14 protein-coding genes are annotated in these 13,253 nt (G+C 61.6%); 8 read left to right on the forward strand and 6 right to left on the reverse strand.

Going from position 1 to position 13,253, the window contains the following annotated elements; genetic code table 11:
- Positions 1-108 precede the first annotated feature (108 nt).
- The 7 genes from ACP7D4_RS12720 to ACP7D4_RS12750 all read left to right on the forward strand — a co-directional run bounded on the left by ACP7D4_RS12720 (position 109) and on the right by ACP7D4_RS12750 (position 7,656).
- Complete coding sequence (locus tag ACP7D4_RS12720) at positions 109-846, forward strand: T6SS effector amidase Tae4 family protein (protein ID WP_426209400.1); 738 nt, start codon at positions 109-111, stop codon at positions 844-846.
- Entirely contained in the window at positions 843-1,493 is a 651-nt protein-coding gene (locus tag ACP7D4_RS12725; RefSeq protein ID WP_426209402.1) for a WG repeat-containing protein, read from the forward strand. Before ACP7D4_RS12720 ends, ACP7D4_RS12725 begins: the two co-directional genes overlap by 4 nt.
- A gap of 45 nt (positions 1,494-1,538) precedes the next feature.
- Positions 1,539-2,225 carry a PAAR domain-containing protein gene (locus ACP7D4_RS12730; protein WP_426102372.1) on the forward strand — a complete coding sequence of 229 codons (687 nt, stop codon included), beginning with the start codon at positions 1,539-1,541 and terminating at the stop codon, positions 2,223-2,225.
- 254 nt (positions 2,226-2,479) lie between these two features.
- Positions 2,480-3,745 (forward strand): DUF2863 family protein, encoded by a 1,266-nt coding sequence (locus tag ACP7D4_RS12735; RefSeq protein WP_426102370.1) that lies wholly within the window; start codon positions 2,480-2,482, stop codon positions 3,743-3,745.
- A gap of 207 nt (positions 3,746-3,952) precedes the next feature.
- A complete protein-coding gene (locus tag ACP7D4_RS12740; protein ID WP_426102368.1) occupies positions 3,953-4,690 on the forward strand; it encodes an ABC transporter ATP-binding protein in 738 nt (245 codons plus the stop codon).
- A complete protein-coding gene (locus ACP7D4_RS12745) occupies positions 4,687-7,029 on the forward strand; it encodes a CPBP family intramembrane glutamic endopeptidase (RefSeq protein WP_426209404.1) in 2,343 nt (780 codons plus the stop codon). Before ACP7D4_RS12740 ends, ACP7D4_RS12745 begins: the two co-directional genes overlap by 4 nt.
- Positions 7,030-7,068: 39 nt before the next feature.
- Entirely contained in the window at positions 7,069-7,656 is a 588-nt protein-coding gene (locus ACP7D4_RS12750; protein ID WP_426102364.1) for a hypothetical protein, read from the forward strand.
- Here ACP7D4_RS12750 and ACP7D4_RS12755 read toward each other — a convergent pair.
- From ACP7D4_RS12755 to ACP7D4_RS12770, 4 genes are read right to left on the reverse strand one after another with little or no spacing between them, the layout of a single operon-like run.
- Positions 7,553-8,743, reverse strand: coding sequence for a hypothetical protein (locus ACP7D4_RS12755; RefSeq protein ID WP_426209406.1), 1,191 nt, complete (start codon positions 8,741-8,743; stop codon positions 7,553-7,555). The two genes, ACP7D4_RS12750 and ACP7D4_RS12755, sit on opposite strands and share 104 nt — an antisense overlap.
- A gap of 1 nt (position 8,744) precedes the next feature.
- The gene (locus ACP7D4_RS12760) at positions 8,745-9,215 is read right to left on the reverse strand and encodes a CYTH domain-containing protein (RefSeq protein ID WP_426209407.1); all 471 of its coding nucleotides are present in this window, start codon (positions 9,213-9,215) and stop codon (positions 8,745-8,747) included.
- Positions 9,216-9,217: 2 nt separating this feature from the next.
- Complete coding sequence (locus tag ACP7D4_RS12765; RefSeq protein WP_426102358.1) at positions 9,218-10,339, reverse strand: M14 family metallopeptidase; 1,122 nt, start codon at positions 10,337-10,339, stop codon at positions 9,218-9,220.
- A 46-nt stretch (positions 10,340-10,385) separates the two neighbouring features.
- The gene (locus ACP7D4_RS12770) at positions 10,386-11,279 is read right to left on the reverse strand and encodes a LysR family transcriptional regulator (RefSeq protein ID WP_426209409.1); all 894 of its coding nucleotides are present in this window, start codon (positions 11,277-11,279) and stop codon (positions 10,386-10,388) included.
- A 101-nt stretch (positions 11,280-11,380) separates the two neighbouring features.
- On the opposite strand from ACP7D4_RS12770, the gene ACP7D4_RS12775 reads away from it, so the two are divergent.
- On the forward strand, positions 11,381-12,277 hold the full coding sequence (locus tag ACP7D4_RS12775; RefSeq protein WP_426209410.1) for a DMT family transporter: 897 nt from the start codon (positions 11,381-11,383) through the stop codon (positions 12,275-12,277).
- Here ACP7D4_RS12775 and ACP7D4_RS12780 read toward each other — a convergent pair.
- Entirely contained in the window at positions 12,274-12,681 is a 408-nt protein-coding gene (locus tag ACP7D4_RS12780) for a hypothetical protein (protein WP_426107730.1), read from the reverse strand. The two genes, ACP7D4_RS12775 and ACP7D4_RS12780, sit on opposite strands and share 4 nt — an antisense overlap.
- Before the next feature lie 80 nt (positions 12,682-12,761).
- Positions 12,762-13,184 (reverse strand): KGG domain-containing protein, encoded by a 423-nt coding sequence (locus ACP7D4_RS12785; RefSeq protein WP_426209412.1) that lies wholly within the window; start codon positions 13,182-13,184, stop codon positions 12,762-12,764.
- Positions 13,185-13,253 lie beyond the last annotated feature (69 nt).

A 13,253-nucleotide genomic window follows, 5' to 3' on the forward strand; every position in this document is an offset into this window, starting at 1 on the left:
CTTCATCAGCGCAAAAAACGCCGGGTTTTCCCGGCGTTTTTTTTGGCAGTATAGTTATATTTATATTATTATTGTTTCAATGATAAAATTGACTCACTTCGACGTTCGGTGACTGAAGAACTTGCTTCCGCGCCCGGTGTCGCTGACCGCAATGTCCTAATCGAAAAGGCTCTCCTCTTGGCAATCACTGCAACCGCCGGCACCGTTTCTGCCTCAGTCAAACCGAACCGGCCCTCTTTGGCTGACATGCAGTTGCACTATCCTGCAACTAATGTTTCGCGCGATTTCCTCTACAACGGCAAGATCAAGGGTGAGTTTATCGGTCAGGAGAAAACAAAATACCTGCAGAACACCTGCGCGACCCGAATGTCGTATGCACTCTTGAAAAGTGGATTTGCCCTATCTAAAACCGCCGACCAAGATTCCAGCATGCGTGGCGCTGATGGCAAGTGGTATTGGATCCGATTGAATGAATTGCGGGATGAACTCGTAAAACGTTTTAAGGGATTCGATGCCGAGCTGAAGTTCGATCCGATCCCGAAGGAAGCGACGGAGTGGCATCCAAAATTTCTTGAGGTTTGCGCCGCGCGCAAGGCAAAGGGTCAACAATTCATAAACACACAGTTAGCAGGAAAAAGCGGAATCATCGTGTTCAAGGTTGCGGGCTGGGAGCTCGCCTCCGACCATTTCACGATGTGGGATGGCAAAAAAAAGGAGCTTGCTTTTGCCACAACCCATGGGGATCCTAGCAACATGCACTACTATTTCTGGTTCACCTATATGGGAGACCTTGGCCTTGGACCAATCGAGTATGTGACCCATATTGGGTTCTGGGAGCTGAAATGAGAGCTTTTTGTATCGGTATTCTGCTGACCCTGGCTTGTTTGGCCAGCGGGACTGCTGCGAACGCGTCCAACAACAAAGTGACCTGTCCCAAAGGCGAATGGACCGCAGCCTGTTTCGAACACAAGGCAGAGGAAAGACGCATCAAGCCGGAATATCTGGGCCGCGTAAAATTTCAGCGGAACGGCTTTGCTGTCGTCCATCTCGAACCGTACGAAACGGTAGCGGTCAACCGAAAGGGGATCGTGGTCGTTCCTGGCATCGAATCTGGCAATTACGATTATCGGGACGCAGAAGGCGGCATTGCGACCTTTTCGGTCCCGGCAAAAAAATCAACAAGCAAATTTGATCAGTACAACTGCGGCTTTTTTCGGCTGTCCGACTTCAAGATCATCATTCCTCCCATCTATAACCGCTGTGGTTCGTTTCACCAGCAAAAGGCATTCGTTTGCAAAAACTGCAGACCGGACTGCATAGAGTGCAATAGGGAAGCGTACTATGGCGGCGAGGGTTTTGTAATTAACAAGAAACACGAGATTTTGAAACGTGTTTCGCTACCCAAACTCCCCAGTTGCAGCACAGTAGAAGGCGTCGGTGGCTATCCGAAAGATCAGCCGTGCCGGCCGCCGGATGGGCTGGCTGGGGACTAGATTTCCAAGAAAGCGTAAAGACAATGTGCGACTCAGAAAGAATCTATGGCTGGTGAAATCATTCGGCAAGGCGATCCTACCGATCACGGCGGCAAGGTGCTGGAGGGTTCGATGACGGACATCTGCCACGGCAAGCCGATTGCCTACATAGGCCATAAAGTGTCCTGCCCAAAATGCAAGGGAACTTTCCCGATCATCGAGGGAGTCTTGACGACCACGTTCTACGGCAAGGGTGTGGCGCTCGCGGGGATGAAGACATCCTGTGGCGCCACGCTCGTCGCCACCCAGTTTACCGATATCGTCGACACGGGCGGTGGATCATCCGCCGGCGCGGCTGCCGCAAAATCTGCTGCAGCTACAGCCGCCCTGGCGGATGCCGCAGCAGTTGCAGCGGTTGCCGCCGCAGTGAGCGCGCCTTCCCCAAAAGCGAAAAAAGATGACGACAAGCAGAAAAAAGTCACGGCTGTTTCATGGTCTTACGGCGCTGAGGAAACCCCGGTCAGCGGTGTTTCGCGCTTCTACGTAGACCTGAATTTGCATGTGAAGACGGAAAACTATGCACCAGGCGAGATGGTCGACATTCTGATTGAAGATGATCGGGGCGCGGACGTGCTTGAAGGAGTGAAGAAAATTACTTTACGTGCCAAGGTCGGCGCTGATGGCAGTGCCAAACTGATGAACGCGTTCGCCGGCAAAACGCTGATCACTGTTCATGAAGAGGCGGCGGCATGAGCGTCTAATTTTGCTCGCCGCATGGCGTCGCTAGCGCAGCCGTTCACAGAAACGCCGGGTTCGCCCGGCGTATTTTTTGCGCCCGCGATGTGTATGCACACAGGCGCTCTTATCATCTGGCCAACCCGATTTCCCCTCTTCTTGCGCTGTCTTCATCCTCCTATTCGGAATGCACTACAATAGGGCCGTTAAGGGTTTATCATTGTTCGAAACACCAGCTCAGTCCATCCACTTAAAAAAGATCCTTATTCGCCATGCGTCGTCCATCCAAAGATTCTTCTCATAAACTGTCGGCCGAAAGCCAGCGGCTGGTCAGCATCAGCCAGGCAATCGTGCAGGCTGCCAGCCGCATCGAAGAGCGGGCCCTGGAACGCCAGTTGGATACGCAACTTCAAAAGCTGCTCAAGACCGGCCATCAGGACACCGTCGACACCACCCTCAACGTACTGTTCAAGGAAGACCTGAACGCCTACGACACGCTGATGGAAGGCGTCGAAGCGGTCAGCGAATCGTCCGTCATGGTCGACCAGCACGAAGGCGTCGAAACCACCTACCAAGCGCTGTTGGTGGCCGCGCCCATCCTCGCATGGACGCGCTTTTCGATCGCCTCGGGCACTATCCCGGCCGACATCCTGTCCACGCTGTCGGCCCATTTCGGCGCCCACCTGCTGGCCGATGGCGTGCGCATGTCAATGGCCCCTACCCTGTTCGCAATCGACCAGCTGCCGCGCACCCACGCCGAAACCTACGCCGCCACCCACAAGCTGGCGCAGGCCGCCTATAAGGGCACTGCCATCAAACCCATCGCCAAGCCGGCTGAAACCGCGCCCTTTTTGGCCGACACGCGCTACCTCTTGATCGCCGTCGTGGCGCCGCTGGGCGCGCCGCTGTTTCGCTGGCAGGCGCCACAGCACCAGATGAATTTCACCATCGAACGCGCCAACGCGCTCGAGCAGTGGCGCACCCAGGCCACCGACACCGTCACGCGGCTCTTGCCTGGCTGCGGGATCGAACTGCTGCTGCCCGAAGCGTATTACGTGGCCTGCCGCGAAGCCGACAAACTGATCCGCCCGGTCTCGATCCGCGCTGCGATTCACTACCTGACCAATACGCTCGGCGTTGAACCGTCCGACCTGCGCGCCGTCGTCGCCGGCTTTGGCGAAGAGTCGGCCGAAGGCCAGATCGACGAATACCGCGTCGGTTTTACCATGCGCCAGGCGACGGATGTCATCTACGGCATCGTGTGGCCGCTGTATGGCCAGGAAGACGAAGACGGCACGCCAATTGAAGGCTTGATCAGCGCCGGCATCGGCGGCCTGGAAGACCAAAAGGCGCCGCTCGACGAAATCCTCGCCCACCTCAATGACGCGGGCGTCACGCACGTCAAGCGCCACAGCGAACGCTATATCGCCGAGTATTGCGACGATTGCGGCGGGCCGCTGTTTGCGGATCCGGTCGGTGAGCTGGTGCATGCCGAAATGCCCGACGATGCGCCGGCGGGCAGTGAGCACTTCCACTGATCGATTCAAAAAACCCGGGGCCTCCGGGTTTTTTTTCGTGGCACTTCATGGCGTAATGCGCTACGCTTTTACGCCCTACGTAGCGCTTGCCGGGTATCGCGTGGAACGTAGGGCGGAAAAGCGCGCAGCGCGCCATTCCGCCAAGCGCCGCCAACGGCCCCGCTCCCACCGGTGCTATGATCTGCGCAAACAAACGCAAAATGCATCATGATTCAATTCGACGCCCTTACCAAAACCTACGGCGCCTTTGCCGCCGTCAAGCCGCTCTCGCTCACCGTCCGGCCCGGCGAGGTGTTCGGCTTCCTTGGCCCGAACGGCGCCGGCAAGACCACCACCATCCGCATGATGATGGGCATCCTCGCCCCGAGCGCCGGGCGCGTGCTGATCGATGGCTTCGACTGCCACAAGGACGCCACCGACGTCAAACGCCGGGTCGGCTACCTGCCCGACAATCCGATTTTTTACGACTTCCTGCGCGGTCGCGAAATCCTGCAGTTCGTCGCCGAGATGCACGGCTTTCCAAGAGGCCAGGCGCAAGAGCGTGCCGCGCGGTTGCTCAAGGAACTCGGTCTGATGGACGTGACCGAAGAATTTGCCGTCAACTATTCCATGGGTATGAAGAAAAAGCTCGCTCTGGCCTGCGCGCTGATCCATGATCCCGCCGTGCTGATCCTCGACGAGCCCATCAACGGGCTCGACCCGCGCGCCTCGCGCGACGTGCAAGAGCGCCTGCTGGCAGCGGCCGCGCAAGGCACCACCATTTTTGTGTCGACCCACTTGCTCGACATGGCCGAAAAGCTGTGCGACCGGGTCGCCATCATCCACCACGGCGCGCTGGTGGCTACCGGCACGCTTGACGACATCCGGGCCAGCGTCTCGGCTGGCGGCTCGCTGGAAGAACTTTTTCTCAAGATTACTGACGACAGCGGCGAGCCGGCTAAATGACGGCGCGGCGCGCAACCACGCCCGCACGCGCCATCTGGCTCATCGCGCGCCTGCGCCTGCAGCGCCTGGCAAACATGGTGACGCGCTTTCGGTTCGGCCCAAAAAAACCGGGTAGCCGTCCCGCCACGCCTGCCAAGCAGCGCATCGGCTGGGTGCTCTCGGCATTGCTTGCCATGGCGATGCTGCTGTCGGTGCTGAACGTGTCGCGCCAGTCGATGCTGAACATGCAGTGCTTTTTGGCGCCCGCGAGCGCCTGCCTGCAGGTGCGGCACAACGGCGAGCCCGCGCGCGTGAACCTCGATGCGGCGGCCGACGAGCTGCATGCCGGGCCGCTCGCGCCACCAGTCCGGGCGGCACTGACGCTGCAGCTCTCGCTGCTGTTCCTGGTGAGCGTGATGCTGCCCCTGAGCAGCCGGGCGATTGCCGCTGCCGACTGGGACCTCGAATGGCTGGTCACGCTGCCAGCGCGCCGCGCCACGCTGCTGCGCGCTCGCGTGTTCGAACGCACGCTGGTCAACCCGACCGGCTGGATCCTGCTCGCGCCGTGCTGCACGATGCTGGCCTGGTATGCGGGCTTTCGCTGGAGCGCAGCATGGATCGGCGCCGCTGGCGCCCTGCTGCTGCTGCCGCTGGCGGCCATGCTGCGCACGCTGGCCGACACCGGCCTGCGCATGTCGCTCGCGCCCTCGCAGCTGCGCAATGTGCAGGCCGTGATGGCAGTCGTGGGCTTGCCGTTCATGTACCTGGCCTACGCCTTCGGCACCATGCATGCCGGCTCACCCATCCTCGCCATCGCACGCAGCGCGCCGCCATGGATGCTGTGGACGCCGCCCGGACTGCTGCTGCGCACCATCGACGCCGCCACGCCAAGCGAAGCGCTCGCCCTGCTCGCCTTGTTGCTGCTTGAGCTGGCGGCGCCGCTGTGGGCCGGCATGCATCTGCTGCGCTACCAGCTCCGCCACGGCGTGGTGGCGGCCGGCGCCCGCGAAAGCGCCCGCAGCACGCCGCGCACTGCGCCCGCCGGCCGGTTTGCGCGCCTGCTGCCCGCCTCGCCCATCAAGCGGCGCGAACTGCGCCTGCTTAGCCGCGACCGCAACTTCCTGATCCAGAGCCTGCTGCTGCCGCTGATCATCGTCGGCAGCCAGCTGCTGTTGACCGGCTCGCCCGATGCGCTGGCCGAGATCGCCAGCAGTCCCAAGTTCATGGCGGGCATGGCCTTTGGCATCGGTTCGTACATGCTGTTGCTGTCAGCCTTCCAGACCTTGAACAACGAGGGCCAATCGCTGTGGATGCTGTACACCTTTCCCCGTTCGCTGGAAAGCGTGCTCAAGGAAAAGGCGCAATTCTGGGCCGCGCTGGCACTGGTCTATCCGCTGCTCATCCTGGGCGCGGCGCTGTGGTTTGCGCCCGGCATGGCGGCGGCCACGCTGAGCCGCTTTGCGATGGTGCTGGCCGGCGTGCCGATCTTTGCGGTGATCGCGGTCGCGCTTGGCGTGTTTGCCTGCGATCCGCTGGCAGAAGACGCGCGCAACAAGATCAAGCCAAGCTACAGCTATCTGTACATGATGCTCTCCGGCCTGTACATATATGCGGTCAGTGCCGACCTCTGGTCCCACAAGCTGGTGCTCCTGGTGCTGATGGCCTCGCTCGCCGCCGCCTTGTGGCAAAAGGCCCGCGACCAGCTGCCCTACCTGCTCGACCCGGCTGTCGCGCCGCCGGCGCGCGTATCGACTGCCGACGGCCTGATTGCGGCAATGCTGTTTTTTGTCTTGCAGGGCGCGATCCTGCTGGCGTTCACGGCACTGGCAAAAGTACCGCCGGGCGAAGCGCTGGTGGTGGCTTTTAGCGCCAGCGGCGTGCTGGTCTACGCCACCATGAGGCTGGTCTACTGGCTGGGAAAAACCGGCGGCGTGCCTGCCATGCTGGCAGGTCCACCAGCCGCAGCGCTTGGGTGGGCCTTGGGGGGTGGCGCCGCGGCTGCCGCCTTCGCACTGGGCTACCTGCACTTGATCGCACGCTGGCAGCTGTTCCCGGACGCTTTTGGCGCGGCCGGCAAGCTAGAAGGCTACTTGCTGTTCCTGCTGGCCGTGGTGGCCGCGCCCCTGTGCGAAGAATTCATTTTTCGCGGCCTGGTCTTTGGAGGCTTGCGCCGTTCGATGGGCCTGGTGCCGAGCATGCTGATGAGCAGCGCGCTGTTTTCCATCATCCATCCTGCGGCGTCGGTGCTGCCGGTGTTCGTGCTCGGACTGTGCACGGCCTACGTGTACGACAAGACGCGCGCCCTGCTTGCGCCAGTGCTGGTGCATGCGCTGTACAACGCCGTTGTGCTCGTGCAGTAACCGGTCTACCTCACTGTCTGCCTGACTAGGAATTTAACCATGAACGTTCGCATGACCGCCTGTCGCCTCCTCCTTGCGCTGACTGCCTGGGTGCTGCTGGCAGAAGGCGCGTGGGCGTGCCGAGGGCCGTTTTCCGACCCTGGGCATGTCAAACTGGAGCGCTACGAGCAAGCGTTTTTGGGTAAGGTGCTGGCCGTTGGGAAAGGCGCGCCGGTGAACGCCGGCATGCCCAACGCCTATACCCCGGAGCTGACGATCATCCAGGTGACGCGCACCTGGGGCAAGCATCGCGCAGCAACGCTGATCATCAACGATGTTTTTCTTGCCGTTGGCGGCCCCGATTGCGTGCAGCTTTTGTTGCCGAAGGTGGGCGAACAATGGCTGGTTGTCGCTACCGAGCTGCCGACGGGCGAATTCGCATCCTCGTCATTAAAAAGTTTCCCGATAGTCGGGCCGGCCGACGACCTTCCAGACTTTGCCGCGTTCAAGAAAAAGCATGGCGCAGGACGAGCGCCCGGCGTTGCTACACCATGTCCTGCACCAGGCTCGCAGAAGCAATATCAAGCTGCGTCAGGCCCTCGCGCCCGTAGTCAAGATACACCCGGGTGCCATCGCGCTGCCCCCTGATGCCGACGACGACTGCGTCCCCCAATTCAGGGTGCCGGACCGCTTGCCCGATCTTCTTGTTAAATGGAAGATAGGGGCAGGTCCACTGCAATCCCAGCAGCGATGGCGCCGCATGATCGTAGCGGCGGATAAAATCGATCACCTCGACCTCCCCCTTATGGCGCTCGATGAGCGCGTCAAGACCGGGATCGCGCTCCAGCAAGGCGAGAATCAAGTGGGCTGCCGGCGAGACGCGAACCAGCGTCGGCGCCTCCGATAATTCACGGTTGCAGCCAGCAAGGTCGCGGCAGCGGTCGAGAAAAGGCAGCACCTGGCCAAGCAGCAAGGGTGCCAGCGCCTGCACGGCGGCGTCAACCTGCGTGATGTCGGCCACTTCAAAGGCTGACTTGCGGCCATCGGGAAAGGCATCGAGCGCCACCGAGAACGTGGCGCTGGCGGCAAAGGCATCCGGATCGTCCCGCTTGCCCACCAGCGGCACGACGATCGCTTCGAGCGCGTCGTAGCGCACCAGGAAGGACATTCTGAATTCCCAGGCATCGAAGCGGCTGTTGATCGCAAAATGCACGCGCTGGCGAGCGCCTTCGAGCAAGCGCACGCAGTTGCCGCCGGCCTGCTCGCGCACGAAGCCGTGGGGCGCGAAGATATTGAGCAAGGCGGCGTTGACGGCGTAGCGCGCGTCGGCCTTGGTCATCCTGGTCACCCAGCTGGTGTAACCCAGGTCATACTGCGCAACGCTCGGCAGAACGGCGCCCGAGGCCGTGCGCACGCGCCGGTAAAATTTGTCGTAGGTGTGCAGGCCGAGGCTGCGCGCGGTCTCGAACACAAAGTCGGTGACCTTTTGCTCGTTCTGCGATACGCCCAGGATGAAGACGCGCGCATCAGTCACGCCGGTAACGACGCCGTCGATCCAGACATCGTCCGCCTCGGCCGCGTAAAGGTCGTTCGGGAAGCGCTCCATCAGGCGCGCCGCCAGGACAAGAAACGTCGGGTTTTGACCCACGGGCGCGGCCGGCGCCGCAGCGATCAGGCTCCTTGCCTCGTCCACGCTGCGCGGCTCCGGCCCCTCCCACAGGTAGATGAAATTCATTTCATGCGGTCCAGGCCGAATACGGCAGCTTGACCAGGCTGGAATTGAAATAGCGCCGGTCGTGCGTGACTTCCGCGCCGATCCAGTCGGGCTTGTCGAAGCGCTGGTCTTCGGTCGCCAGTTCGATTTCGGCCACCACCAGGCCCGCGTTGGCGCCCAAAAACTCATCGACTTCCCAGATGTTGCCGGCAAAGGCAATCCGGCGCCGGTATTTTTCGATGATGGGCTGGTGGCACAGGCGCTCGAGCAATTCGTTGGCGTCGGCGAGCGCAATCGGATACTCCCATTCGCCCCGCGTGACGCCCGTGCTCAAGCCCTTGATGGTCATGGTGCCTTGTTCGCCTTCGACGCGCACGCGCACGGTGCGCTCCGGGTCCGACGACAAATAGCCCTGGCGCAGCAGCACCGGCTCGCCCAGCGCGCGCCAGGCGTCGCCGGTGAGCAGGAACTTGCGCTCGATCTCGACGCCCACGGTCAGTCCAGCGAGCTGAGGATAGGCTGCAGGATTGCCTTGCCCAGCTCGGCACTGCGCGGGCCATTCCAGCCGGTGTAGGCGTCGGGCAAGTCAGCATTGTCCTTGAACGGCATTTCCAGCGTCAGCGACAAACACTTGAAGGTGTGGCCGATGTACTTGGAGGCGAGCGTGAGCATGTCTTCGTTGTACTTGCTGGCGGCATAACCATGGACGTTCTGGAAGTCCGGGCTCGACAGCATGTACTGGTCCACGAACGCTTTTTGCTTGGCGGCGCGCTCGGGCGTGAAGTCGGCCAGCATTTCGTTGCCAGCGACGAAGTTGTAAGGCAATGCTTCGTCGCCATGAATGTCAAAGAACATGTCGCAGCCGACTTCATGAATCTTGTTTTTGACGCACAGTACTTCGGGGCTGCGTTCAAGCGACGGCGTCATCCATTCGCGGTTGAGGTTGGCGCCGGCCGCATTGGTGCGCAGGTTGCCGCGCACCGCGCCGTCGGGATTCATGTTCGGCACGATGTAAAACACGGCGCGCTGCAAGAGCTTGCGCGCGATCGGGTTGGCGGAATCGAGCAGCGCATCGATCATGCCTTCGACGAACCATTCAGCCATCGTCTCGCCCGGGTGCTGGCGCGCGATGACCCAGATTTTTTTCTCGGCCGCAGGGTTGCCAATGACGACCAGGTTCATGTCGCGACCTTCGATCGAACTGCCTAGGTCGTGCACGCGCGCGATGGGATTGTCGGCCACTTCGCCCAGCAGCGTCAGGTGGCGTTCCCACGAGTACGGCTCGAAGTAGGCGTAGTAGACGCTGTCGAGCTCGGGCGTGTGGGTGACCGTCATCACCTGGCCGTCAAAGGTGGTGGGCACGCGGAACCAGTTTTCGGTGTCGTAGCTGGCGGCGACCTGGTAGCCTTGATACCCGCCCGGATAGGTAGCCTTGCCGGCATTCAAGAAGCGGATCGTGCAAGCCTGGTCACGCGCGCCTTGCAGGCGGAAGTGAAACCACTGGTGGATGTCTGCGTGCGAATCGGCGCGCAAGTTCAGGTCGATCTGGTGGGCATTGTTGGCCTGTACCACTTCGATGGCGCCGGAATCGAATTGCTGGCTGATTTTGATAGGCATGAAGGCTCTCTTGTTAGTGGTTTCACAATGAAGGCATGATACCGGATTAAACGTCGGCTGACGCTGCCAGGAAATCGATGAGCGCGCGTATTTTGAGGGCAATATGGCGCCCCGGCACATACACCGCGTGAATCATGCGCCGGTGCGGATCGCCCACTTGCCAGTCGGCCAGCACGGGACGCACGCGGCCGTCGGCCAGCGCGGCGCGCGCCGCAAAGTCGCTGACCAGGCCAATGCCGCCGTCCGCCTCCACCGCCGCCATCACCGCCGCGCTGTTGTTGATGGTCACGCGCGTTGGCACCGCCACGCTGGCGGTCTCGGCGCCGCGCTGCATGCTCCAGCTGCCGCCCAGCTCCGCATGGCGCAGGCAGATGCAGCGGTGATTGGCCAGCTCGGCCGGCGTGGCGGGCACGCCGTGCGCGTCGAGGTAGCCGCTTGAAGCCACCAGTACATACGTCAGCGCGCACAATGGCCGCGCGGCCAGGCCCGGCGCCAGTTCGCGCGCGATGCGGATGGCCAGGTCTTCGCCCTCCTCGATCAAGTCGACGGTACGGTCGACCAGGGTCAGATGGACGTCAACGTCGGGATACCGGGCCAGAAAGAGCGGCAGACGGGGCGCCAGCCACATTTGTCCGAATACGATGGGCGCGGTCACGCGGATCACGCCGGTGGGCTGGGCGCTGTAGCGGCCGGCCAGGGCATTAACTTCACGCGCTGACGCCAGCATGCGCGTGCAGCCGGCATGGACCTGCGCGCCCAGTTCGGTCAGCGACAGCGAGCGGGTGGTGCGCTGGAGCAAGCGGGCGCCCATATGCGCCTCGAGCCGCGACACGTGGCGGCTGACGGCGGAGGTCGCGATGCCGAGCTGGCGCGCCGCTGCCGAAAAGCTCCCGCTATCGACAACCTGGGCAAAAATCGCCATTTCCTTGAGAAGTTCCATGATTTCACCTTTGCCGCAGGGTCAACAATGCTTTGCATTTTACCCGTATTGTTACTGCGGTAATGGCAATGCATACTGACTGCTTCTAAGGGGATAATGCAATGGACAAGTCAGGCGGCGTGTGGAGGATGGTCAGTGCGATGGGCCTGTCGGGTACGATCGGCGCCTTTGCCGTCTTCAGCGGGCAGTCGCCGCTGACGGTGGTGCTGTTTCGCTGCCTGATCGGGGCCGTGGCGCTGCTGGGGTGGCTCTGGTACACCGGCGGCTGGACCAAACTCGACCGCAGCGCCGGGGCCTGGATCGCCGCCGGCGCTGCAGCCATCATCGGCAACTGGCTGTGCCTGTTTTCGGCGTTTTCGCTATGCGGCATTTCTATTGCCACCGTGATCTATCACGTGCAACCGTTCATGCTGGTGCTGCTGGCGGCGCTGGCGCAGCGCCAGGCGCCCGACTGGCGGCAGGCGCCCTTCCTGCTGCTCGCGTTCGTGGGGGTGGCGCTGACCAGCGGCATCAACGTCAACGCACATCAACCGGCCTTGCTGCAAGGTGTCTTGCTGGCCCTGGCGGCGGGCTTCCTGTACGCCCTTGCCACGCTGGCCACGCGCAAACTGAAGGCGTATCCGCCGGCGCAAATTGCAGGGTTACAACTGGTCATCGGCGTGATCGTGCTGGCGCCAATGGCAACTTTTGAAGTGGGGAAGTTTTCAGCGCAAGCCTGGGGCAGCCTGCTGGTGGTGGGCCTGGTGCATACCGGGCTGGTCTACAACCTGATGTATGGGGCGTTCCAGCGATTGCGCGCCGAAACCATTGCCAGCCTGTCGTTCATTTATCCGGCGGTTGCCCTGGCGACCGACCTGCTGCTGTTCAACGCCAAGCTCGGCCCTTTGCAGTGGCTCGGCATGGCGCTGCTTTTGGCCAGCGTGTTGGGCAACCAGCGGATCGGGCAAACCGTGCGGGGAAGCACAGCGGACGGACAAAGCGTCCGCCCCCAAGCTTAAAAGACGCCCAGGTCCATCAGGCTACCGCGATAGTTCTCGAGGAATTGACGCAGCAATTCCACATTCGTACGATTGAGCAGCACGTTCAGGTGCGGCGTGCGGTCCAGCTCCAGTTCCATGCGGATTGCGTCGGCAAACTGCTTGCATTGCACCGTCAGTACGCGCGGGGTGCGCAGATCGTCCCAGTCTTCCCCATAAATCTGCGGGTATGGCGCCGGGCCCGGCAAATTGGGATCCTGGTTCACCGGGATATGTTCGAGCAGCCAGAACACAATGTGCGCCGGCATCAGGACGCACGCGTCGGCGCCGCTCAACATGGAGAACTTTACCAACAGCACATTGCCGACCTTGTCGCACGACAGGGCCATGCTTTTTACTTCACGGATCACCGCTTGTTTTGCCACGACATACCTCTGGGAGATTAAAAACGCGCGACAATTTTACCGCATCACGGGCGTGCTGAGCAATTTGCTTGCGCCCGTCGCTAGCGCGGCTTGCTGGCGCCACCTTCCTGTTTGCTGCCCGCGCTTTTTTTGTCGCCCTGGTTGTTGCCTTCCTGCTTGTTGCCTTCCTGCTTGTTGCCTTCCTGCTTGTTGCCTTCCTGCTTGTTGCCTTCCTGCTTGTTGCCTTCCTGCTTGTTGCCTTTCTGCTTGCCCGGCTCCTGCCGGTCAACGCTGCCCGAACCCGACTGCGCCGCCTGCCGGTTGCCGTGGCTCATGCTGCCTGCGCGGCGCGCCTCTTCAGACGTGAATTCGTGGGCAGTCCCCTTCTCGTGCGCTGCCTTGCCACCTTCGCTGGCGATTTCGCGCTGGCGTTGCGGGTCCATCGAAGCAAAACCGCGGTTGCTGGAACCGCCCTGTGCGCCCCGGCTGCCACCTTGCTTGTTGCCCTCTTTGCTGGTTGCCATGATCATCTCCTTGGATCGTTTATCCGAGCCCATCCGGCAGGGTGGCGATGAGCGCTCGGGCAGATCATC

It is taken from the genome of Massilia sp. TWP1-3-3, from assembly GCF_049897805.1.
Lineage (GTDB): Bacteria > Pseudomonadota > Gammaproteobacteria > Burkholderiales > Burkholderiaceae_D > Telluria_A.

Coding starts and splice junctions, on each gene's coding strand:
- ACP7D4_RS12725 (WP_426209402.1), top strand. CDS start 843: ATGAGAGCTTTTTGTATCGGTATTCTGCTGACCCTGGCTTGTTTGGCC.
- ACP7D4_RS12730 (WP_426102372.1), top strand. CDS start 1,539: ATGGCTGGTGAAATCATTCGGCAAGGCGATCCTACCGATCACGGCGGC.
- ACP7D4_RS12735 (WP_426102370.1), top strand. CDS start 2,480: ATGCGTCGTCCATCCAAAGATTCTTCTCATAAACTGTCGGCCGAAAGC.
- ACP7D4_RS12740 (WP_426102368.1), top strand. CDS start 3,953: ATGATTCAATTCGACGCCCTTACCAAAACCTACGGCGCCTTTGCCGCC.
- ACP7D4_RS12745 (WP_426209404.1), top strand. CDS start 4,687: ATGACGGCGCGGCGCGCAACCACGCCCGCACGCGCCATCTGGCTCATC.
- ACP7D4_RS12750 (WP_426102364.1), top strand. CDS start 7,069: ATGAACGTTCGCATGACCGCCTGTCGCCTCCTCCTTGCGCTGACTGCC.
- ACP7D4_RS12755 (WP_426209406.1), bottom strand. CDS start 8,743: ATGAATTTCATCTACCTGTGGGAGGGGCCGGAGCCGCGCAGCGTGGAC.
- ACP7D4_RS12765 (WP_426102358.1), bottom strand. CDS start 10,339: ATGCCTATCAAAATCAGCCAGCAATTCGATTCCGGCGCCATCGAAGTG.
- ACP7D4_RS12770 (WP_426209409.1), bottom strand. CDS start 11,279: ATGGAACTTCTCAAGGAAATGGCGATTTTTGCCCAGGTTGTCGATAGC.
- ACP7D4_RS12775 (WP_426209410.1), top strand. CDS start 11,381: ATGGACAAGTCAGGCGGCGTGTGGAGGATGGTCAGTGCGATGGGCCTG.
- ACP7D4_RS12785 (WP_426209412.1), bottom strand. CDS start 13,184: ATGGCAACCAGCAAAGAGGGCAACAAGCAAGGTGGCAGCCGGGGCGCA.